This window comes from Agromyces arachidis (assembly GCF_052805135.1).
This window is the reverse complement of the sequence record NZ_JBRBDK010000006.1, coordinates 76,570-98,442: the sequence shown is the minus strand read 5'-3', so window position 1 is coordinate 98,442 and position 21,873 is coordinate 76,570. Positions and strand designations below refer to the sequence as shown.

The following is a 21,873-nucleotide window of genomic DNA, read 5'->3' as shown; positions in this document are numbered from 1 at the left end:
GCATGGTGCGCACGCGAGCGGTCGTGACGGGGGCCAGTTCCGGCATCGGGGCGGCGACGGTCCGGGCGCTGCGGTCCGCCGGATGGGACGTGGTGGCCGTCGCGCGCCGCGAGGAGCGCCTCCGCGCGCTCGCGGCGGAGACGGGGTGCGACGTCGTCGTCGCCGACGTGACCAGCGACGCCGACGTCGCGGCGCTGCGCACCCGGCTCGAACGGGACGGCGCGATCCATGCCCTGGTGAACAATGCCGGCGGCGCGAAGGGCCTCGCGTCGGTCGAGGACTCGGACCTCGACGACTGGCGCTGGATGCTCGAGGTCAACGTCCTGGGCGTCAAGCGCGTCACCAGCGCCCTCCTGCCGCTGCTGCGACGAGGGGCCGTCGATCGCGGCGTCGCCGACGTGGTGAACGTCACGTCGATCGCCGGCCACGTCGCCTACGTCGGCGGCGGCGGGTACAACGCGGCGAAGTTCGCCGCGCACGCCCTCACGGAGGTGCTTCGGCTCGAGCTGAACGGCGAGCCGATCCGCGTCGTCGAGGTCGCGCCGGGGATGGTGCGCACCGATGAGTTCGCGCTCGTGCGCTTCGGGGGCGACCGGGCGCGCGCCGACGCCGTGTACGAAGGCGTCCCCGATCCGCTCACGGCCGAGGACGTCGCCGCCGTCATCGTCGATGCGATGTCGAAGCCGCCGCACGTCGACCTCGACCTGATCATCGTCAAGCCCGTCGCGCAGGCCGCCCCGCACCGGCTCGCCAAGGGGCCCCTCGCCGTGCGATCGGACTCGGCACGATGAGCGCCGGGAGGGTCGGCCGGGTCGCACGGCGGCAGCGGTGGATCGACGCCACGGGCCGGCTGCTGGCGGTCTTCGGACTGGCGTTCATCGTCGCCTACGTGGTCTGGGTGCTGGTGCCCGACCTTCCGCGGCCCGTGATCGTCACCTTCAACGTGATCTTCATCGTGACCTGGGTGCTGTTCCTCGCCGACGCCGTCATGCGCATCACGCTGACGCCGCGGGGCGAGCGCTGGCACTACGTGTGGACGCATCCGGTCGAGTTGCTGTCGGTGCTCGTCCCCGTGTTCCGCGCCCTGCGCGTGGTCACGTTGATCGGTCACCTGCCGGTCCTCCAGCGCCGCACCAGGGAGGTGGTGCGCGCCCGGTTCGTCGTGAGCGCGGGCCTCTACGCCGCCGTCTACGTGTTCTTCATCGCGCTCGCCGTGCTGCAGGCCGAACGCGACGCGCCGGGGGCCAACATCGTGAACTTCGGCGACGCGGTGTGGTGGGCCGTCGTCACCCTCGCGACGGTCGGGTACGGCGACACCTACCCCGTGACCACCCTGGGGCGCGTCTGGGCCGGGTTCCTGATGGCCGGAGGCGTCGCGATCGTCGGCGTGGCCTCGGCGACCGTGATCTCGATCCTGAACGAGCGGCTGTCCGGCCTGCGGCACGAGCGGAATCCCGAACGCCGCGACGAGCTCATCGCCGGCCGCGAGGGACTCGACCCGGTGCGGGACACCGGGGCAGACTCCGCGGACCGCCGTTCCCCGGACGTCGGGCCGGTACCCTGACGGGATGACCCCAGACGCGAAGCAGACCCCCCGATGAGCGTCCACCTGGTCGGCGGCGGCTGGAGCCCGGCGCACGCCCCCGCGGTGTACGGCCCGTTCCTCGCGGAGGCCGCCGACGCCGCGGCGCGCGACGGCGCCGAGCGGGCGAGGGTCGTCGTGCTGCTCGTCGCGCCGCCGGAGGCGGGCACGGCCGAGCGCGCGAGGTGGCTCGCCGCCCTCGACGCGGCGGCACCCGCGGACCTGCCCTGCGACCCGGTCGTCACCATCGTGGGCGAGGACGGCGAGTTCGCCTCGTCCGCGCTCGCCGGAGCGCACGGCGTCCTCGTCGGCGGCGGTCTCACCCCCGCCTACCGGCGCGCCGTCGAACCGCTCGCGGGAGAGCTCCGCCGACTCGTGGCATCCGGGCTGCCCTACCTCGGCTTCTCGGCCGGGGCGGCCATCGCCGCCGACACGGCGCTGCTCGGCGGATGGCGCATCGGCGGCGTGGCCGTCGCGCCCGAGGAGGCGTCGGAGGACCTCGACGAGATCACCGCCGAGGCCGGCATCGGACTGGTCGACCTGACCGTCGACTGCCACGCCGCGCAGTGGGGCACCCTCACCCGGCTCATCGCGGCCACCGAGGCCGGACTGGTCGACGGGGGCATCGCGATCGACGAGGACACGCTGTTCTCCATCGGCACCGCAGGGTTGCGCGTCGCCGGGGCGGGCAGCGTCTGGAGCGTCGGCGCGAGCGACGAGGGGGTCCTCGTCCGGAGCATCTCCGGCTGATGGGCCGCACCCTCCCGGAGCTCTCGGACGCCGGGCTCATCGACCCCACCTGGGCGGAGGCGCTCGCGCCCGTGGCCGGCGACCTCGCGCGCCTGGGCGACCACCTGCGCGCCGAGCGCGCCGAGGGGCGCGACTACCTCCCCGCGGGCGACCGGGTCCTGCGCGCCTTCCAGCAGCCCGTCGACCGGATCCGGGTCCTCGTCGTCGGGCAGGACCCCTACCCGACACCCGGCCACCCGATCGGGCTCTCGTTCGCGGTCGAGCGCCACGTGCGCCCCCTGCCTCGGAGCCTCTCGAACATCTACCGCGAGCTCCGCGACGACCTCGGCATCGCGACCCCGGCCCACGGCGACCTCGGCGCCTGGAACCGCCAGGGCGTCATGCTGCTGAACCGGGTGCTGACCGTCCGACCCGGCGAGGCCGGCTCCCATCGGGGGATCGGCTGGGAGCGGGTCACCGACCACGCGATCCGCACCCTGGTCGCTCGCGACGCGCCGCTCGTGGCGATCCTGTGGGGGCGCGACGCGCAGTCGCTGGCCCCGCTGCTCGGCGACACCCCGCGCATCGCCTCCGCGCACCCGAGCCCGCTGTCCGCGTCGCGCGGCTTCTTCGGCTCCCGCCCGTTCAGCCGCGCGAACGCGCTGCTCGAGGACGCCGGCGGCCGAGCGGTGGACTGGTCGCTCGCCGACTGATCCGCGTGCCCGACCGCGTCATCCGTTCGCAACACGGCGCGCGTACGATGGCGGAATGCTCGAGGAGGAATACCAGCAGCGCCGGGTGCTGCCGCGCCACCTGCGGTCGCCGGAGCCGGAGGAGGCGCCGTTCTCCTTCGCCATCCGCCCGGCCCGCGGCGCCGACCTCCCCGCCGTCCGCGAGATCTACAACCACTACGTCGCCAACTCCACCGTCACCTTCGACGAGGACGCCATGACGCTGCGCGAGTGGAAGCAGAAGTTCGCCCTCCTCCAGAAGCTCGGCATGCCGTTCCTGGTCGCCGAGTCCCCGTCCGGGCAGTTGCTGGGCTACGCGCTGGTGTCGCCCTGGAAGCAGAAGCGCGCGTACCGGTACACCGTCGAGGACTCCATCTACCTCGGGCCGGCGGCGTCCGGGAAGGGGCTCGGCCGCGCACTCCTCGGTGCGCTCATCGACGCCTCGAGGGCGGCCGGCCTGAAGGAGATCCTCGCCGTGATCGCCGACCAGGGCGCGGAGGCGTCGATCGCCCTGCACGAGAAGTTCGGCTTCACGGAGATCGGGCGCATGGGGCGGGTCGGGTTCAAGTTCGACCGCTGGCTCGGCACCGTCCTGCTGCAGAAGTCGCTGAAGTAGCGGTCCGCCGCGCTCAGACGGCCAGGTCCTGCGTGCCGATCAGCACGGGCAGCATCGCGGCGGCGACGAGTCCGGTCGCGCCGAACAGGCCCGGATGCGCGAGCCCCACGACGGTGCGGCGCAACGCCGGACGGCCGGCGAGCATCGCCGGCGGCACCCGGTCGTCGGCCGGCGCCTCGGCCCACCCGCGGATGCGCGCGAGGAACCACGCGCAGCGCAGGACGAACCCCGCCCACAGCAGCGCGACGAGGAGCGGCACGAGGAACACCATGACGTCGACCCCGGTGCCGAGGACCTCGTCCTCCCGGCCCTCGGCCGCGAGCTGGATGGCCTGCGAGATCGCCGCCCCGACGACCACGGAGGCGCTCCACGCGATGACGCCGATCACCAGCGCGGCGTAGCGCACCGCGAAGTGCCCGAACACCGACGACATCTCGTCGAAGTGCCGTCGCGGGGTCGCATGCAGCACCGTCACCATCGCGGCGAGCGACGGGGTGATCATCGCGCTCAGGACGAGGGAGTCGGCCCACGCGGGCCAGTCCGCGATCACCGCGACGACGAGCACGGCGCCGAAGGCGAAGCTCCATGCGGCACCCCAGGCGAGCGGATGCCGCGCCACGGCGCCGACGATGCGCGAACGGTCCATCCCCGCCACGATCGTCACTCTACCTGCGGTCCTGCGTAGGCTCGTCGACGTGGCCGATGCGATCGAGGACCTGCACGAGTACACCGCGCTGGAGCTCCACCAGCTGCTGCAGCGCGGCGACGTCTCGCCCGTCGAGGCCACGCAGCACTACCTCGCGCGGATCGACCGGCTGGATGCGGCCGTCGGCGCCTTCGCGGCGGTCACGCCGGAGCGGGCGCTGGAGCGTGCGCGGGCGGTCGAGCGCGAGGTCCCGCGCGCCGCACCGCTGTGGGGCATGCCGCTCGCCGACAAGGACCTCCATCCTCGATCGGGGGTGCCGACCGCGTTCGGCTCGCGCGCGCACGAGGGGCACGTGCCCGACGAGTCGGACGACCTCGTCGACGCGGTCGACGCCGCGGGGGCGATCAGCCTCGGCAAGACCGCCACGCCGGAGTTCGGCCTGCCGTCCTACACGGAGCCGCTTGCCGGGCGGCCCGCGCGGAATCCGTGGGACCTAGCCCTCGGCGCCGGCGGCTCGAGCGGCGGTGCGGCCGCCGCGGTCGCGGCGGGGATGCTCCCGTTCGCGCCGGGAAGCGACGGCGGCGGTTCGATCCGCATCCCCGCGGCGTCGTGCGGCCTGGTCGGCGTGAAGCCGTCACGCGGGCGAGTGCCCGCCGGCACGGGCCTCGACCGGCTCGCGGGCCTCGGCGTGGTCGGACCCATCGCGCGCACCGTCGCCGACGCGGCGCTGCTGCTCGACGGGATGATCGGCCCGCGAGGCTACCCGCCGCGGCATCCGTTCTCGGTGCGCGCGCCCGGCGACGACGGGCCGTACCTCGGTGCGGCGATCCGGGGCGAGGGGCGCTTCCAGGTCGGGGTCATGACGGACACGCCCTGGGACGAGTTCACCGACGTCCGCCTGGACCCGTCGGCCCGCGTCGCGCTCGAGGCGGGCGTCGCGTTGCTCGACCGGCTGGGCCACGGCGTCGAGCAAGTGCCGCCCGCGCCCGAGCCGGGCTACCCCGGGGCGTTCCGCACCATCTGGCAGGCGGGCGCGGCGACGATCGAGGTGCCCGAGGCGCGGCGCGATCGGCTCGAGCCGCTCACGCGGTGGCTGATGGCGCGCGGGCGCACGCTCTCGGCCGCCGATCTCGCGGGTGCACTGTCGTGGCTCGCGGCGTTCGAGCGGCGGACGATCGCACGGTTGGCTCACTTCGACGCGGTGATCACGCCGGCGCTCGCGCTCGAGCCGCGGCCCGTGGGGTGGTACGACGCCGAGGACGGCGAGGAGAACTTCGCGCAGCAGGTGCGCTTCACGCCCTACACGTCGTTCGTGAACGTCGCGGGGCTGCCGGCGCTCACCATCCCCGTCCACGACACCCCGGCCGGCCTGCCCATGGGCGTCCAGCTGATCGGGCGGCCCGGAGGCGAGGCGACGCTCTTCGCCCTCGCCGCGCAGCTCGAGCGCGCGGCACGGCGCGGTCGGCGGCGCCCTCCGACCTGGTGACGCGCGTCGGGGCCTCCTACCGCGGCACGGACCGCCGGCGCACGTAGCCGCCGGCCTCGAGGCCGGCCTCGATCTCGAACCGGTTCGTCAGCGGGTTCCGGCCCGACATCCAGTACAGGATCGGGAAGAGCATCCCGTACTTGCGCCATTGGGCGCGGTGGATGGCCTCGTGGCCGAGGACGGCCTGCGAGACGTTCGACGAGGTGAGGTAGCACCCGCCCACGCACGAGCCGCCGCGCCCGAACGTCCACCTGGGCATGCCGCGGAACACGATCAGCCCGCGGTGGCGCTCGATGCGCCCTCGACTCCAGAGGAAGCCCCACGCGAATCCGACGGCCGTCGCCCACCAGTATCCCGCGGCGCTGATGGGGGAGTCGGTCAGCCGGATGCGGAGCATGCGGCTCACGAGCCGGGCGACGACAGCGCGCCGAGCAGCCGCAGGATGACGGGCAGGTCGTCGAGCGCCGCCTCGGGCGACGACGGCGCGAACCCGGCGATGGAGGCGCCCGCCAGCGGCATCCGCCGGGCCACCTCGCGCACCGCGGCGACGAGCACCTCCGGCTGCACGCCGAAGGGCAGGGGGTACGACAGCCCGGCGATCGCCGAGGGGTCGAGCACGTCCAGGTCGACGTGCACGTACACGCGGCTCGCGCCTGTCGCGGCGACGGCCTCGGCCAGGCGCTCGGGAGCGGAGAGGTCGTCGACGCCGAGCGTCGCGATCCCGTGCCGGTCGATGTACGCCTGTTCGCCGGCGTCGACGGACCGGAGGCCGGCGAGGACGAACCGGGACGGCGCGACGCGGACCGACTCGTCGAGTGCGAGCCCGTCGGCGCCCTCGCCGGCGATCGCGCGGAGCACCATGCCGTTGAACGCGCCCGACGGGCTCGTCTCGGGCGTGTTCAGGTCGGGGTGCGCGTCGAGCCAGAGCACCGCGAGCTCACCCGGATGGGCCGCCGAAGCCGCGGCGGCGGGTGCGAGCGCGATGCCGCAGTCGCCGCCGATCGCGATGGGCGTCCCCGTGGCTGCGGCGAGCGCCTCGGCGGTGCGCTCGCGGACACGGCGCACGGCGCTGTAGCGCTGCACGCCCGTGCCCAGCGCGTCGCCGGCCTCCACGGGCACCTCGACGAGGACGGTGGACGAGGTCGGCAGGTCGCCGTGGATCGCGTGCGCGCCGTCGGCGTGGCTCATGGCGCGGGACGACACGGAGCCCTGCCACTCGGGGATGACGAGGAAGGCGGCCGGCATGAACCCAGTATGTTCTGCGCGCCGTCGGTTCGCCACGCCGCCTCGGCTACTGGTCCGGGAAGCGTACGAGCCGGCCCTGGACGGCCAGGCCGAAGCAGGCGACGGCCATGAACCCGAGGCCCAGCAGGCCGCCGACCGTGGTCGACGCGATCACCGCGATCGCGCTGAGGGCGAGAAGGGCCAGCATCGCCCTCCAGACCCACCGCCGACCGGTGAGCGCGGTCGCGAGGCCGGCTGCCACGAGCAGCCCGAGCCGGAGCCAGAGGTCGGCGGGCGTGAAGAACGGGCCCGACGCGGTCGACAGCACCGCTCCGAGGACCAGCAGTGCCGACCACGCGGTGAACAGCACCCAGCTGAACGGTCGCGGCGGCGCGGGGCGGCGCTCGCCGGTCGGCGCCGGACGCGGGACCGCGGTGGGAGCGGACGGCGCGGGGGACCGCTGCGCGGCGAGCAGCACCTCGTGCGCGCGCGTCACCTCGATGAAGCGCTCGTTCGCGGCCCGCACCTCGTCGGCCGGTCGGCCGCTGAACCGGTCGGGATGCAGGTCGCGGGCGAGGCGGCGGTACGCCCGGTCGATCTCGGCCGGCCGTGCGTCCGAGGGGACGCCCAGCATGACGGCGGCCTCGTCCGGGCTCATCGCCCGGGTCTCGGTCCGGGGGTCACGCGGGGCCCCCGCCGAGGTCGCCGTTCAACAGGGTCACCGGCGGCCCGGTCGCCGCCTCGGGTCGTGTCTCGCCCGCTCGCGGGCCGATGGAGCCCGACGCGCCTCCGCCCGGGGCCGCATCCCGGCCGGGGCCGTCGCCGCCGTCCGGATCCTCCGGGGCGGCGTCAGGCGGCGAGGCGAACACCTCGGGAGTCCCCTCGGCACGGAGCCGGTCGCGCGACTGGTGCTCGGTCAGCACGGGCACGAAGTCGCGGATGGGGCGCCCGTCGAACCGCCGGTACTCCTCCTCCACGACCGCTTCGATCCGCTCGAGGCTGAGATCGGGGAAGTGCGGCGCGAGCCGCTCCGGAATGCGGGCGACCAGTGCGCGCTCCTCGTGGGCGTCCATCGGCGGGTCCTTCCCAGAGATCGGTGGGGGTGGGGCGGATGCCGCGAGGCGGGCCCGCGGCATCCGCCGGCGGCTCAGTTCGACTCGAGCCGGCCCTGCGGCGAGCCGCCCGACTTCAGCGCGGCGAGCCGCGCCTCCACCTCGGTCAGTTCGCCCAGGTCGTCGAGCTCGTTGAACTGGGCGTCGATGCTCGACGCGGCGAGCTCGGCCTGGCCTCGGGCCTTGGCCTCCTCGCGCCGGATCTTGTCCTCGAAGCGACCGATCTCGCTCGTCGGGTCGAGGACGTCGATCGACTTGACCGCCTCGTGCACCTGCTGCTGCGCCTCCGCCGTCTTGGCGCGGGCGATGAGCTCGGACCGCTTGTTCTGGAGCTCGACCAGCCTCTGCTTCATGCCGTTGAGGCCGCTCTTGAGCTTGTCGACGACCTCCGTCTGGGCGGCGATCTGGGGCTCGGCGGCACGCGCCTCGTTCTCGGACGAGATCTGGCGGCTCAGCGCGACCTTGGCGAGGTTGTCGAACTTGTCGGCACCTGCGACATCGCCCGAGGTGCGGAGCTCGTCGGCCTTCCGGCTGGCGGCGAGCGCCTTGTCGCCCCACTCGCGGGCGGCCTCGACGTCCTCGCGGTGGTCGTCCTCGAGCAGGCGGAGGTTGCCGATGGTCTCGGCGATCGCCGCCTCGGCATCGGCGATGGAGTTGGTGAAGTCGCGCACGATCTGGTCGAGCATGACCCTGGGGTCCTCGGCCTGGTCGATGAGCGCGTTGACGTTGGCTCGCAGCAGCTGCGAGATCCGTCCGAAGATGGACTGCTTGGACATCCTGGCTTCCTTCCGTTGGAGTGGTCGATGGGGCGAAGTCGGCGTGCTCGGCTCAGAACCGGCCTCCGCTTCCGCGTCGGGAACGGGTGGCGGAGCCGCCGAAGCTGCCCGGCGAGCGCCCGCCGCCGCCGAAGCCGCCGCCGAAGCCGCCCCGGCTGGGGCGGCCCCCGCCGAAGCCGCCGCCACCGCCGCCGCCCATCATCGAATTGATGAGGATGCCGCCGAGGACGGCGCCGAACATGTCGCCGCCCCCGCCGCGGGCGGGTCGGCCGCCGAACATGCCGCCGTCGAAGCCGCTGACGTCCTGCTGCGCGAGCGACATCGCGGAGCCCGCGAGCTGCTCGGCGCGCTGCGCCGCGGCCAGCGCGCTCGCGGGGTCGGTCGCGACGAGGGCCTGGGCCTCGACGGTGAGCCGACCCGCCTCGGCCAGCCGAGTCCGGGCCTCGGATCCGACGGCCCCGCGGCGTGCCACGAGGTAGTCCTCCGCGGCCTGCACCCGGCTGCGCGCGGACAGCAGCGCGCGATCGAGCTCGGCCCTGGTCCGCTCCGCCCGGACCTGCGCATCGCGAGCCCCTTGCACCGCGCGGTCGATCTCGGCGTTCACGCGGTCGACGCGCGCGGAGAGTTCGAGCGGAGCACGGCCGTCGCGGGCCAGCTCGGCCCGGATCGCGGCGACCTCTCCCTCGACGCGGTCGGCGAGGGCGGCGAGCGCGGGGTCGGCGAGTCCGCGTGCGGTGCGCACGTCGGCATCGAGGTCGTCGACGCCGGCCGCGACGACCCGGTCGGCCTCCTCGAGGTCGGCGGCGAGCCGCTCGATCGCCGCGGAGAGCAGCCGCGCCTGATCGCTCGCCTCCTCCGCCGCGCGGATGTCGACCGCTGCCGCTCCCGCTTCGCCGCGCTCGAGGGCGGCCCGCGCCTCGTCGATCGAGTCTCGGGCGAACGCGACCCGCGCGCGGGCCTGCTCGGGATTGTCGGCGACGGCGGTGAGCGCTGATGCCGCGTACCGCGTGCCGAGCGACTGCAGCCGCTCCGCGCCGGACCTGATGCCGTCCTCCGCCGCCTGCACGGCCGACTCGGCGCCGGCCAGCGCCTGCGGCGCGTTCTGCTCGAGGTCCCGCAGCGCGTCGAACCGGTCGGCCTGCTCGTCGAGCAGTCCGTCGGCCTCGGCGGTGAGGGCGAGGATGGCGGCGTACCACTCGCGCTGCTGCGCCTCCGTGTCGGGCTCGTGGTCGTCGAGGCGCTGCTGGAGGGTGAACGCCTCGGCGACCTTGCCCCGCGCCGTCTCGAGGGCGGCGCGGAAACCCGCCGTCGCCTCGTCGCCGAATCCCGCGACCGCGAAGCCGAGCTCCTCTTCGCTCGTCTTCAGCGCGTCGTCGGCCTGCACCAGGGCGCTGCCCGCGCGCCGGCGCAGCTCCTCGACCGGCACGGACGGCTCCGAGGGAGCGGCGGCTCCGGGCGCCCGGACGGCGGACGACCCGCGCCGGCGTCGCGCGATCACGACGACCACGACCACGACGACGGCGGCGACCGCGAGCAGGACCCAGATGAGCCCGGATCCGAGACCGCCCCCGCCGTCGTCGCGCAGCGCATCGGCCGCGGCGACGGCCGCACCCGCCCAGTCGCCGTCGCGGAGCCGGGGTTCGACGACCTCGACCGCGATGCGATCGGTGTCGCCCTGGGAGAGCGACGCATTCGGTGCGGCGGAGAGGTAGTAGGCGCGTCCCTCGATCGCGACGGCCAGGAGGTAGTCCTCGGTGCCCATGTTGTTGTCGTTCGCGGTCTCCGTCGCCCACGACGCCGCATCCTCGGGAGCCGTGAACTCGTCGACGAACGCGACGAACAGCTGGCGGCCGTTCGCGTCGACGGTGCGCTCGATCGCGGCCTCGACGTCGGCCAGCTCGCCCGCGGTCAGGGCGTCGATCGTGTCGACCACCGGGCTCGCACCGAACGAGACGGGGTCCTCCGCGTTCGCGACGGCGGCCGGTGCGACGGCCATGACGCACGCGATGGCCGCGGCCGCGATCGAACTCGTACGTGCCGACCGCATGCGCCAGTGCCTTCCCCTCGGATGAGTGGAGTCTAGGGGGGCGTCCTCGGACGCGTCCACGCCTTGACGGCGGAACTTCGGCCCGTTCGCGGTGCGGCGACGGCGCCGGTCCCGGAGCGGCGCGCGCAGCCGGATCACCGCGGAGACGGAACGAGCCGGATCCTCAGCGAACTGATCGGATCCGGCCCTTCACGACGTGCCCCCGGAGGGATTCGAACCCCCGACCTACGGTACCGGAAACCGGCGCTCTATCCCCTGAGCTACGGAGGCGCACAGCGATTCACACTACCACCTGCCGCACCGCCCGGATGACGCTCCGGGGCGGTCGGGGCGTCGCGTCAGCGGGCCGCCAGGTTGCCGCGAACGGCCGACAGGAGCTGCTCCGCGTCGCCCGGTTCGAAGAAGGCGCCGGACTCGAGGACGATCCAGTACCCGTCGGCGAAGACCTGGGCCCTGCCGACGCCGTCCGACTGGCTGAAGAAGCCCTCGACCTCCGGGGGCGTGCCGTACGTCGGCACCGCGCTCGAGTCGACGGCGGCCCGTCCGACCTGGGTGGCATAGGCCTGCTCCGGGAGTGTCGCGACGCCGAGCTCGATGAGCTCGCCGCTGGTCTGGTTGCTCCAGCCGCAGACCGTGCCCTGGGCCTCGGCGACCTCGGCGACGGCCGCGGACTGCGGCTCGTAGCCGGGGGCCTCGCCGTAGTTCGGGTTGAACTCGTAGAGCTGGTCGAGCGTGATCAGGTCGGTGCACGACGCCTCGAACGGCACCGGCTCCTCGCTGGGCTCCGGGGCCTCCGACCCCTGCGGCGCGGTGGGCGCGGGCGTGCCGGATGCCGCGGGCGTCCCGGTCGAGCCCGAGGCGTCGTCGGAGACGGTGCAGCCGACGAGAAGGAGCGCGGCCGACACGGCGACCGCGGAGCGGAGGAGCGGGAGGTTCGGGCGCGGCATGCGGGAAACCATACCAACGGCGACGGGTAGGATCTTCGAGTGACTCCCGCCGATCTCTCGCGTGTCCTGTTCGACCTCGTCTCGGAACTGGTCGAGCGACGTCGCGGCGTCGACGAGGCGCTCCAGCTCGACCTCGCCCCCGAGGCAGTGACGCTCGAGCGTCCGAAGCTGCGCGAGCACGGCGACTGGGCCTCGAGCATCGCCCTGCGCATCGCGAAGCCCCTCGGCGCGAACCCCCGCGAGATCGCCGCCGAACTGGCGGCCGGGCTCGCCGAGGTCGACGGCGTCGCGAGCGCCGAGGTGGCCGGTCCCGGCTTCATCAACATCCGGCTGGATGCCGCCGCCGCGGGCGCGCTCGCGAAGACGATCGTCGACGCCGGCACCGCCTACGGCCACGGCGACACGCTCGCCGGACGCGTGATCAACCTCGAGTTCGTCTCGGCCAACCCCACCGGGCCGCTGCACATCGGCCACACGCGCTGGGCGGCGCTCGGCGACTCGATCGGGCGGGTGCTGCGCGCCGCGGGCGCCACCGTCGCGAACGAGTACTACATCAACGACGCCGGGAACCAGATGGACAACTTCGGCGCGTCGGTCCTCGCCGCGGCCAAGGGCGAGCCGACCCCCGAGAACGGCTACCCCGGCCCGTACATCGCCGACCTCGCCGCGCGCGTGCTCGAACGCGAGCCGCACCTGCTCGACCTCGACGACGAGGTCGCGCTGCACACCGCCCGCGAGATCGCGTACGAGCTCCAGCTCGCCGAGATCCGCGCGTCGCTCGAGCGGTTCAACGTGCACTTCGACGTCTGGTCGAGCGAGCGCGCGCTGCACGCGAAGGACGACGACGACGTCTCCGCGATCGACGCCGCGGTCGAGCGGCTGCGCGCGCAGGGCCACGTGTTCGACGAGGACGGCGCGGTCTGGGTCCGCACGACCGACTTCGGCGACGACAAGGACCGCGTCATCCGCCGCGCCAACGGGGCGTACACCTACTTCGCCGCCGACGCCGCCTACTACCTCGACAAGGGCGACCGCGGGTTCGAGCACAAGATCTACCTGCTCGGCGCCGATCACCACGGCTACGTGCACCGGCTGAAGGCCCTCGCCGGCGCGGCCGGCGACGACCCCGAGAAGGACATCGAGGTGCTGATCGGGCAGCTCGTGAGCATCAACGGCGCGAAGCTCTCCAAGCGCGCGGGCAACATCATCGAACTCGACGACCTGCAGGCCTGGCTCGGCACCGACGCGCTGCGCTACACCCTCGCCCGGTACCCGGCCGACTCGCCGCTCGCGATCGACCCCGAGCAGCTGCGCCGCCGTACGAACGACAACCCCGTGTTCTACGTGCAGTACGCGCACGCGCGCACCTCGGCGGTCGCCCGCAACGCCCACGCGTCCGGCGTCGACCGTGCGGGCTTCGCGCCCGAGCTCCTCGTGCACGAGACCGAGTCGGCGCTGCTCGGCGCCCTGCAGGAGTTCCCGCGCATCGTCGGCCAGGCCGCCGAGCTCCGCGAGCCGCACCGCATCGCGCGCTACATCGAGGAGCTCGCGGGCCTCTACCACCGCTGGTACGACAACTGCCGGGTGCTCCCGCTCGGCGACGAGCCGGTCGGCGACCTGCACCGCACGCGCCTCTGGCTGAACGACGCGACCGGCCAGGTCATCCGGAACGGGCTCGACCTGCTCGGCGTGTCGGCGCCCGAGCGCATGTAGCGTCGATCCCCACTGGCAGCGGAACGGGACAGGACGGGGCATCGATGACGACCGACGGCGGCGACACCCAGCGGATCGAGCCGGATCGGGCGGATGAGGCCGAGACCACCCGGATCGAGCCGATCGACCGGGACGGCTCCGAGGAGCCCGGCCGCGGGAGGCTCGGCGCCGGCGCCAAGCTGGGGATCATCCTCGGAGGGCTCGCGGCGATCCTGGTGCTGCTGTTCGTCCTCGTCGAGACGGTCGGCCGCGACCTCGCCGAGGACGCCGCCTCGGGTGCCGTCGCGGCGAACCTGCCCGAGGGCGTCGAGGGCGACGTCGAGGTCGAGATCCGCGGCTTCTCCGCGCTGTGGCAGTTCGTGACGGGCCGCTTCGACGAGGTGGCACTGTCGGCGCCCGACCTCGTCGTGGAGGGCGTGCCGCTCGCGGCCGACGTCGTCCTGTACGGCGTGCCCGTGCAGCAGGGCGAGGAGATCGCGCGGGCCGAGGCCGTCGTGCGGCTCGACGAGGCCTCCGTCGACGACATCGCCGCCGCCCAGGGCGTGCCCGGCGGTCTCACGCTCGGCGACGATGCGGTGTCCTACACCGACGAACTCGACCTGCTCGGGTTCGCCGTCGGCTTCACGGTCACCGCCGAGCCCGAGGCGGCGGGCGACACCGTCCTCCTCCGCGCGGTCGGCGCGGAGATCGAGGCGGCCGGCGGGTCCCTCGACGCGACCGGACTCGTCGACCGCATCCTCGGCGGCGAACCGGTGCCGATCTGCGTCGCGGATCGCCTGCCCGAAGGGGTCGAGGTGTCCGCCGTCGACGTCGCCCCGGGAGAGGTCGAGGTGCGGCTCGAGGCCAGCGACTTCCCGCTCGATGCCGACGCGGTGCGCACGCGCGGCACCTGCGACTGATCCGCCCGGCGTCGCACGGCGTCTCCCGATTCGGCCCGTGCGCCGGCCGTCGGTAGACTCGCCGGTACGCCGCCCCACAAGGGCGGTCCGCACCGAGGCTTCAGGAACCGATCCGGGTTCGCTCGCCGTCCGAGTGATCCGTCGTTCCCAGCGTCCCCGTGAGGTTCCCGTGGCATCCAGCGCACCCGTCCCGGCGCGTCCGCCCGCGCCCGCCGATCCGAACGCGCTCGCCCGGCACGTCTGGCCGGAGGGCGCGCATCGCGACGCCGACGGGCGCCTGGTGGTCGGCGGTGTCGACGTGCGCACGCTGGCCGACCGCTTCGGCACGCCGCTCTACGTCGTCGACGAGGCGGTCGCCCGGTCGCGCGCCGTCCGCACGCGCCTCGCGTTCGAGCAGGCCGCGGCGTCCGTCGGGACGACCGCGCTGGTCTACTACGCGGGCAAGGCGTTCCTCTCGGCAGCGGTCGTCCGCTGGATGACCGAGGAGGGACTCGGCATCGACGTGGCCACCGGCGGCGAGCTCGCCGTCGCGCTGGCCGCCGGCGCCGACCCGCTTCGCGTCGGGTTCCACGGCAACAACAAGTCCCAGCGCGAGATCGAGCGCGCCGTCGGAGCGGGCGTCGGCACGATCATCCTCGACAGCGAGGCCGAGGTGCTCCGGGTCGCGGATGCCGCGGCGCGGGCCGGCAGGGTGCAGCGCGTGCGCCTGCGCGTGAACTCCGGCGTGCACGCCTCGACCCACGAGTTCCTCGCGACCGCGCACGAGGACCAGAAGTTCGGCATCGCGCTCGGCGACGCGCGGCGGATCGTCGGCGACATCCGCTCGCACGCCTCGCTCGAGTTCGTCGGACTGCACTGCCACATCGGATCGCAGATCTTCGACGCGGCCGGGTTCGCCGAGTCGGCGGAGCGGCTGCTCGCCGTGCACGCGGACCTCGCCGCGGTGGCGCCGGTGCCCGAGCTCAACCTCGGCGGCGGCTTCGGCATCGCCTACACCGAGTCCGACGACCCCGGGCCGATCGAGGAGGTCGCGGCGGGCATCGCACGCGCGGTCTCCGACGCGTGCGACCGCCTCGGCGTCCCGGTCCCGGCCCTCGCCTTCGAGCCCGGTCGCTCGATCATCGGGCCGGCCGGCATCACGATCTACACCGTCGGTACCGTCAAGCCGGTGCCCACCGACGACGGATGGCGCCACTACGTCTCCGTCGACGGCGGGATGAGCGACAACATCCGCACGGCGATGTACGGCGCGCAGTACACCGCACGCCTGGCGTCCCGCACCTCGGGCGAGGCCGCCGCGCTCGTCCGGGTGGTCGGCAAGCACTGCGAGTCCGGCGACATCGTCGTCGACCACGACTGGCTGCCGCACGACGTCGCCGCGGGCGACCTGGTCGCCGTGGCGGCGACCGGCGCCTACTGCTGGTCGCTCGCCTCGAACTACAACCACGTGCCGCGACCGGCCGTGGTCGCCGTCCGAGACGGCGCCGCGCGCGTGATCGTGCACGGCGAGACCGAGGCCGACCTGCTCGCGCGCGACGCCGCACTGTCCGACGACCACGACGATGACCGACACGGAGTCACCGCATGATCGAATACCGTTCCATCCGCGTCGCGCTGCTCGGCGCCGGCTCGGTCGGCTCGCAGGTCGCCCGCCTGCTCCTCGACCAGGGCGACGAGCTCGCCAACCGCATCGGCGCGCGCCTCGAGCTCGTGGGCATCGCCGTGCGCGACGTCGACGCGCCGCGCGACGTCGACCTGCCGCGCGGGCTGTTCACCACCGACGCCGAGTCGCTCATCGTGGGCGCCGACATCGTCATCGAGCTCATGGGCGGCATCGAGCCGGCGCGCACGCTCGTGCTCGCGGCGATCGCCTCGGGCGCCGACGTGGTCACGGGCAACAAGGCGCTCATCGCCACGCACGGTCCCGAGCTCTTCGCCGCGGCCGAGCAGGTGGGGGCGCAGCTGTCGTACGAGGCGGCCGTGGGCGGTGCGATCCCGATCATCCGGCCGCTCCGGGACAGCCTCGCGGGCGACCGCATCCAGCGCATCCTCGGCATCGTCAACGGCACCACGAACTTCATCCTCGACCGGATGGACACCACGGGCGCGTCGCTCGAGGACGCGCTCGCGACGGCCACCGAGCTGGGGTACGCCGAGGCCGATCCGACCGCCGACATCGGCGGGTACGATGCCGCCCAGAAGGCCGCGATCCTGGCCGGCCTGGCCTTCCACACCGCGGTGCCCATCGAGTCGGTGCATCGCGAGGGGATCACGGGGGTCACCGCGGCGCAGGTCGAGTCGGCCAAGCGCGCCGGGTACGTCGTGAAGCTCCTCGCGATCTGCGAGCGCCTCGCCGACCCCGTGACGGGGGAGGAGGGCGTCTCGGCCCGCGTCTACCCCGCGATGGTGCATCGGACCCACCCGCTCGCCGCCGTGCACGGGGCCAACAACGCCGTCTTCGTCGAGGCCGCGGCCGCGGGGCCCCTCATGTTCTACGGCGCCGGCGCGGGCGGCGTGCAGACCGCTTCGGCCGTGCTCGGCGACCTCGTCGCGATCGCCCGACGCCACGTGCTCGGCGGGCCCGGCACGGCGGAGTCCACGCACGCGGAGCTGCCCGTCCTGGACATCGGGCGCATCACCACCAGGTACGCGATCACGGTCGAGGCCGCCGACGAGCCCGGCGTGCTCGCCACCATCGCGCACGTCTTCGCCGACCACGGGGTGTCGGTGGGCGAGCTCGAGCAGACCATCAGCGACGAGACGGGCCGGGCTACGCTGGTCATCGGCACGCACGAGGCGCGCGAGTCCGCGCTCGCCGAGACGGTGCGCGCGCTCGCCGACAGCCCCGTCGTCACCTCCGTCGCGTCCGTCATCCGAGTCGAAGGAGCAGAGTGAACCAGCAGGCAACCAAGGCGGCGTCGCGCCAGTGGCGCGGGGTCATCCGGGAGTACGCCGACCGGCTCGACGTGACCGAGGCGACCCCCGTCGTCACGCTGGGCGAGGGCGGCACGCCGCTGCTGCCCGCGCCGGCGCTCTCGCGGCGCACCGGCGCCGACGTGTGGGTGAAGTTCGAGGGCATGAACCCCACCGGGTCGTTCAAGGACCGCGGCATGACGATGGCGGTGACCAAGGCCGTCGAGCGGGGAGCCGAGGTCGTGATCTGCGCCTCCACGGGCAACACCTCGGCGTCGGCGGCCGCGTACGCGACCCACGCCGGCATCAAGGCCGCGGTGCTCGTGCCCGAGGGCAAGATCGCGATGGGCAAGCTCAGCCAGGCGATCGCCCACGACGCACGCCTCATCCAGATCCAGGGCAACTTCGACGACTGCCTCGACATCGCGCGCGACCTCGCCGAGAACTACCCGGTCCACCTCGTGAACTCGGTGAACAACGACCGCATCGAGGGCCAGAAGACGGCGGCGTTCGAGGTCGTCGAGGTGCTCGGCGACGCGCCGGACTTCCACTTCATCCCGGTGGGCAACGCCGGCAACTACACCGCGTACACGCGCGGGTACCGCCAGGACATCGAGGCGGGCAACGCCACGAGGCTCCCGCGGATGTTCGGCTTCCAGGCCGCGGGGTCCGCACCGCTGGTCCGCGGCGAGCCGGTCCGCGATCCCGACACCATCGCCAGCGCCATCCGCATCGGCAACCCGGCCTCGTGGCACCTCGCGCTCGAGGCCCGCGACCTCACCGACGGCTACTTCGGCGCGATCGAGGACGACAAGATCCTCGAGGCGCAGCGCATCCTCTCGGCCGAGGTCGGCATCTTCGTCGAGCCCGCCTCCGCCATCAGCGTGGCGGGACTGCTCGAGCGATCCGCGGCGGGGGAGATCCCCGCCGGCGCACGCGTCGTGCTCACCGTCACCGGCCACGGGCTGAAGGACCCCCAGTGGGCGCTCCGCATGCCCGACGGATCCGACGTGCAGCCGACGGTGGTCCACGCCGACACGGCGGAGGTCGCACACGTGCTGGGGCTCGCGTGAGCGCGGCACCCGGATCGGCCTCCGCGGTGGCGACGGCCGACCTCGCCGGGCGGCGCGTCCACGTCAAGGTCCCGGCCACGTCGGCCAACCTGGGTCCCGGCTTCGACACCCTCGGACTCGCGCTCGCGCGGTACGACGAGGTCGAGGTCGAGGTCGGCGGGACGGGCCTGCGCATCGAGGTGCACGGCGTGGGCGCCGGGGAGGTCCCGCTCGATGAGACGCACCTGGTCGTCCGCGCGATCGCGCACACCCTCGCGCACTTCGGGCACGACCTGCCCCCGCTCGCACTGGTGGCGCGCAACGCCATCCCGCACGGTCGCGGCCTGGGCTCGTCGGGCGCGGCCATCGTCGCCGGCGTGATGGCCGCCGCGGGGCTGCTCTCACCCGAGGTGGAGATCTCGCCCGACGAGCTGCTCGAACTCGCCACCGAGCTCGAAGGCCATCCTGACAACGTGGCGCCGGCCCTGTTCGGCGGCCTCACGATCGCCTGGGTGACGCCCGACGGCCCGCGCCACAAGAAGCTCATGGTCCATCGCGGCGTCTCGCCGCTCGTGCTCGTACCCGAGCACGAGATGTCGACGGCGCTCGCGCGGAGCCTCCAGCCGCAGTCGGTGCCGCACGAGGACGCGGTGTTCAACGTCTCGCGGTCGGCGCTGCTCGTGGCGGCGCTCATCCAGAGTCCCGAGCTCCTGCTCGCCGCGACCGAGGACAAGCTGCACCAGCGATACCGTGCCGAGGCCATGCCGGAGACGGATCGCCTCATCCGCGTGCTGCGCGAGGCGGGCCACCCCGCCGTGGTGTCGGGGGCGGGGCCGTCGATCCTCGTCCTCGCGAGCGACCCGAGCGAGCGGGCCGATGCGGTGCGCCTCGTCGAGGAGGCGGCCGACACCGCGTGGCAGGCGCTCCCGCTCGCCGTCGACTTCCTCGGTGCGACGGTGACCGGGACCGACGGGGACTGACTCCGGACCCCGGCCGCCCCGCGGCGGCCGGCGGGTTCCGGCGGTCGGTCCCGGCGGCGCGGCGCGTGGTCGGGGCGCGTCGCCCCGGGTGCTAGACTGATCGCGCACCCGGCGGACGCTGCACCTCTCGCGTTCCCGCCGCATCGTGCAATTCCCGGCATCTCATGCTTTCGCAACGCGCAGTCTGCGCCCCGTGCGCACGACTCCGTCGCGCCGCGATCAGCTCTCCTCGGCCAACCCACCACCTGGCGAGGGGAAAGGACGAATCCCAGTGACCAACGGAACCGACCACGCCGACGGCGTGGCGAACCGCACCCGCCTGTCCGCCATGAAGGTGGCGGAGCTCCAGGAGCTCGCCGCATCCCTCGGCATCGCGGGTGCGTCGAAGCGCCGAAAAGGAGAACTCGTGGAGTTGATCTCCGCCAAGCAGGACGCCGACGCCGCCGTCGCCGTCGGCGAGGCCATCGACCCGGCGACGAACGCCGAGGCGGCGGCGCCCGAGGCGCCCGGCGCCGCGGACGCGCCCGCCGGCGCCCCCGACCGCGCCGTGGCGGCGTCCGTCGTCGAGGCCGCACCGGCGGAGGCCGCGCCGACCCGCCGCAGCCGGCAGTCGCGTCGCGCGACGAGCGCGACCACGGCGGCCCAGCACGCCAACGCGGGGCTGAGCGGCCTCGACCTGATCCCGGCCGAGTCCCCGGCTGAGCGCGAGGCGCCTCGAGGTGCGGCCGACGAGCCGGCCGGCGACGACGACCGCGAGGCGGCGCGCGCCGCCGTCCGCCGCGAGCTCGCGGCCGCGACCGGCGCCGCCGGCGAGCCGGCCGCCGAAGCCGCCGCCGAGGGCGGGAACGAGGGCGAGCAGCCCGAGCGCGAGCAGCCCCGCCAGGGCCGCAGCCGCAACCGCGGCCGACGCGGCGGCGACCGCGACCGCGGCGACCGCGGCGACGGACAGAAGCCCGAGCAGAAGGACGGCGACCGGCAGGGCGGCAAGGACCAGCAGTCCGGCCGCGGCCAGGAGGGCCGCCGCTCGGACGAGCAGGGCGACTCGCGTCAGGGCGACGAGCGCCAGGGCGACGCCGAGCGCACCCAGGAGAAGGGCCAGAAGGAGCAGGGCGGTCGCGGCCAGCAGGGCCGCGGCGACCAGCAGCAGGGCGAGGGCGAGGGTGGCGGCCGCCGCAACCGGTACCGCGACCGCAAGCGCCGTGGTCAGGGCGGCGGCGACGAGGCCGAGCCCGAGATCCTCGACGACGACGTGCTGATCCCCATCGCGGGCATCCTCGACGTGCTCGACAACTACGCGTTCGTGCGCACGACCGGCTACCTGCCCGGCCCGAGCGACGTCTACGTCTCGCTCGGCCAGGTGAAGAAGTACCACCTGCGCAAGGGCGACGCGGTCGTTGGCGCGATCAAGCAGCCTCGCGAGGGCGAGGGCAACAGCCGCCAGAAGTACAACGCGCTGGTCAAGGTCGACTCGGTCAACGGCCAGACCGCCGACGAGGCCGCGGCACGCGTCGACTTCCAGAAGCTCACGCCGCTCTACCCGCAGGAGCGCCTGCGCCTCGAGACGGAGCCCACCAAGCTCACGCAGCGCATCATCGACCTGGTCGCGCCGATCGGCAAGGGCCAGCGGGGCCTGATCGTCGCGCCGCCGAAGGCGGGCAAGACGATCGTGCTGCAGCAGATCGCGAACGCCATCGCGACGAACAACCCCGAGGTCCACCTCATGGTCGTGCTCGTCGACGAGCGCCCCGAAGAGGTCACCGACATGGAGCGCACGGTCAAGGGCGAGGTCATCGCCTCGACCTTCGACCGGCCCGCGGAGGACCACACGACCGTCGCCGAGCTGGCGATCGAGCGCGCGAAGCGTCTCGTCGAGCTGGGCCACGACGTGGTCGTGCTCCTCGACTCCATCACCCGGCTCGGTCGTGCGTACAACCTCGCCGCCCCGGCCTCCGGCCGCGTGCTCTCGGGCGGCGTCGACGCGTCGGCGCTCTACCCGCCGAAGCGGTTCTTCGGCGCGGCGCGCAACATCGAGAACGGCGGATCGCTCACCATCCTGGCGACCGCGCTCGTGGAGACCGGATCGAAGATGGACGAGGTGATCTTCGAGGAGTTCAAGGGCACCGGCAACTCCGAGCTGCGCCTGTCCCGCCAGCTGGCCGACAAGCGCATCTTCCCGGCCGTCGACGTGAACGCGTCGTCCACGCGCCGCGAGGAGATGCTCCTGTCGACCGACGAGGTCAAGATCACCTGGAAGCTCCGCCGGGCGCTCGCCGGGCTCGAGCCGCAGCAGGCTCTCGAGGCCGTGCTCGGGCGCCTCCGCGAGACCCAGTCGAACACCGAGTTCCTGCTCCTCATGCAGAAGTCGGCACCCGTCGGCGGAGGCAACGGCAACGGTCACGACGCCGACCACCACCGCTGAG

The 21,873-nt window shown here is 73.9% G+C and carries 21 protein-coding genes and 1 tRNA gene; 13 read left to right on the top strand and 9 right to left on the bottom strand.

Annotated elements, in window-relative coordinates; translation table 11 throughout:
- Positions 1–2: 2 nt before the first annotated feature.
- Genes ACUY4T_RS09955 through ACUY4T_RS09935 form a run of 5 tightly spaced genes read left to right on the top strand, consistent with a single transcriptional unit; the run spans position 3 to position 3,658 of the window.
- A complete protein-coding gene (locus tag ACUY4T_RS09955) occupies positions 3–791 on the top strand; it encodes an SDR family oxidoreductase (protein WP_446018774.1) in 789 nt (262 codons plus the stop codon).
- Positions 788–1,564 (top strand): potassium channel family protein, encoded by a 777-nt coding sequence (locus tag ACUY4T_RS09950; RefSeq protein ID WP_446018773.1) that lies wholly within the window; start codon positions 788–790, stop codon positions 1,562–1,564. The genes ACUY4T_RS09955 and ACUY4T_RS09950 overlap by 4 nt, the downstream gene beginning before the upstream one ends.
- Before the next feature lie 33 nt (positions 1,565–1,597).
- Positions 1,598–2,332 carry a type 1 glutamine amidotransferase family protein gene (locus tag ACUY4T_RS09945; RefSeq protein ID WP_446018772.1) on the top strand — a complete coding sequence of 245 codons (735 nt, stop codon included), beginning with the start codon at positions 1,598–1,600 and terminating at the stop codon, positions 2,330–2,332.
- Positions 2,332–3,024: a uracil-DNA glycosylase gene (locus ACUY4T_RS09940; RefSeq protein WP_446018771.1), complete on the top strand. Its 693-nt coding sequence runs from the start codon at positions 2,332–2,334 to the stop codon at positions 3,022–3,024. The genes ACUY4T_RS09945 and ACUY4T_RS09940 overlap by 1 nt, the downstream gene beginning before the upstream one ends.
- Before the next feature lie 55 nt (positions 3,025–3,079).
- Positions 3,080–3,658 (top strand): GNAT family N-acetyltransferase, encoded by a 579-nt coding sequence (locus ACUY4T_RS09935; protein ID WP_446018770.1) that lies wholly within the window; start codon positions 3,080–3,082, stop codon positions 3,656–3,658.
- Between the two features lie 13 nt (positions 3,659–3,671).
- Here the strand turns inward: ACUY4T_RS09935 and ACUY4T_RS09930 are convergent, their stop codons facing one another.
- Positions 3,672–4,304 carry a hypothetical protein gene (locus ACUY4T_RS09930; RefSeq protein ID WP_446018769.1) on the bottom strand — a complete coding sequence of 211 codons (633 nt, stop codon included), beginning with the start codon at positions 4,302–4,304 and terminating at the stop codon, positions 3,672–3,674.
- Between the two features lie 61 nt (positions 4,305–4,365).
- On the opposite strand from ACUY4T_RS09930, the gene ACUY4T_RS09925 reads away from it, so the two are divergent.
- Positions 4,366–5,790, top strand: a complete 1,425-nt coding sequence (locus ACUY4T_RS09925; protein WP_446018873.1) for an amidase — start codon at positions 4,366–4,368, stop codon at positions 5,788–5,790.
- Between the two features lie 16 nt (positions 5,791–5,806).
- Here the strand turns inward: ACUY4T_RS09925 and ACUY4T_RS09920 are convergent, their stop codons facing one another.
- From ACUY4T_RS09920 to ACUY4T_RS09885, 8 genes are all read right to left on the bottom strand, one after another.
- Complete coding sequence (locus ACUY4T_RS09920) at positions 5,807–6,187, bottom strand: Fe-S oxidoreductase (protein WP_446018872.1); 381 nt, start codon at positions 6,185–6,187, stop codon at positions 5,807–5,809.
- Between the two features lie 5 nt (positions 6,188–6,192).
- Complete coding sequence (locus ACUY4T_RS09915) at positions 6,193–7,035, bottom strand: arginase family protein (protein WP_446018768.1); 843 nt, start codon at positions 7,033–7,035, stop codon at positions 6,193–6,195.
- Positions 7,036–7,081: 46 nt separating this feature from the next.
- On the bottom strand, positions 7,082–7,672 hold the full coding sequence (locus tag ACUY4T_RS09910; protein ID WP_446018767.1) for a J domain-containing protein: 591 nt from the start codon (positions 7,670–7,672) through the stop codon (positions 7,082–7,084).
- A 22-nt stretch (positions 7,673–7,694) separates the two neighbouring features.
- Positions 7,695–8,087, bottom strand: a complete 393-nt coding sequence (locus ACUY4T_RS09905) for a three-helix bundle dimerization domain-containing protein (RefSeq protein WP_446018766.1) — start codon at positions 8,085–8,087, stop codon at positions 7,695–7,697.
- A 74-nt stretch (positions 8,088–8,161) separates the two neighbouring features.
- Positions 8,162–8,902, bottom strand: coding sequence for a PspA/IM30 family protein (locus ACUY4T_RS09900; protein ID WP_446018765.1), 741 nt, complete (start codon positions 8,900–8,902; stop codon positions 8,162–8,164).
- 52 nt (positions 8,903–8,954) lie between these two features.
- Positions 8,955–10,949: a TPM domain-containing protein gene (locus ACUY4T_RS09895; RefSeq protein WP_446018764.1), complete on the bottom strand. Its 1,995-nt coding sequence runs from the start codon at positions 10,947–10,949 to the stop codon at positions 8,955–8,957.
- 197 nt (positions 10,950–11,146) lie between these two features.
- A tRNA-Arg gene (locus ACUY4T_RS09890) sits at positions 11,147–11,219 on the bottom strand.
- A 68-nt stretch (positions 11,220–11,287) separates the two neighbouring features.
- Positions 11,288–11,896, bottom strand: coding sequence for an iron ABC transporter ATP-binding protein (locus ACUY4T_RS09885; RefSeq protein WP_446018763.1), 609 nt, complete (start codon positions 11,894–11,896; stop codon positions 11,288–11,290).
- Positions 11,897–11,935: 39 nt separating this feature from the next.
- Between ACUY4T_RS09885 and ACUY4T_RS09880 the strand changes: the two genes are divergently transcribed.
- From ACUY4T_RS09880 to rho, 7 genes are all read left to right on the top strand, one after another.
- Complete coding sequence (locus tag ACUY4T_RS09880) at positions 11,936–13,609, top strand: arginine--tRNA ligase (RefSeq protein ID WP_446018762.1); 1,674 nt, start codon at positions 11,936–11,938, stop codon at positions 13,607–13,609.
- Between the two features lie 44 nt (positions 13,610–13,653).
- The gene (locus ACUY4T_RS09875) at positions 13,654–14,508 is read left to right on the top strand and encodes an LmeA family phospholipid-binding protein (RefSeq protein WP_446018761.1); all 855 of its coding nucleotides are present in this window, start codon (positions 13,654–13,656) and stop codon (positions 14,506–14,508) included.
- Positions 14,509–14,677: 169 nt separating this feature from the next.
- Positions 14,678–16,096: a diaminopimelate decarboxylase gene (gene lysA / locus ACUY4T_RS09870; RefSeq protein ID WP_446018760.1), complete on the top strand. Its 1,419-nt coding sequence runs from the start codon at positions 14,678–14,680 to the stop codon at positions 16,094–16,096.
- Positions 16,093–17,403, top strand: coding sequence for a homoserine dehydrogenase (locus ACUY4T_RS09865; RefSeq protein WP_446018759.1), 1,311 nt, complete (start codon positions 16,093–16,095; stop codon positions 17,401–17,403). Before lysA ends, ACUY4T_RS09865 begins: the two co-directional genes overlap by 4 nt.
- Positions 17,400–18,494 (top strand): threonine synthase, encoded by a 1,095-nt coding sequence (thrC, locus tag ACUY4T_RS09860; RefSeq protein ID WP_446018758.1) that lies wholly within the window; start codon positions 17,400–17,402, stop codon positions 18,492–18,494. The genes ACUY4T_RS09865 and thrC overlap by 4 nt, the downstream gene beginning before the upstream one ends.
- On the top strand, positions 18,491–19,453 hold the full coding sequence (thrB, locus tag ACUY4T_RS09855; protein ID WP_446018757.1) for a homoserine kinase: 963 nt from the start codon (positions 18,491–18,493) through the stop codon (positions 19,451–19,453). The genes thrC and thrB overlap by 4 nt, the downstream gene beginning before the upstream one ends.
- A 271-nt stretch (positions 19,454–19,724) precedes the next feature.
- Positions 19,725–21,872 (top strand): transcription termination factor Rho, encoded by a 2,148-nt coding sequence (rho, locus tag ACUY4T_RS09850; RefSeq protein WP_446018756.1) that lies wholly within the window; start codon positions 19,725–19,727, stop codon positions 21,870–21,872.
- Position 21,873 lies beyond the last annotated feature (1 nt).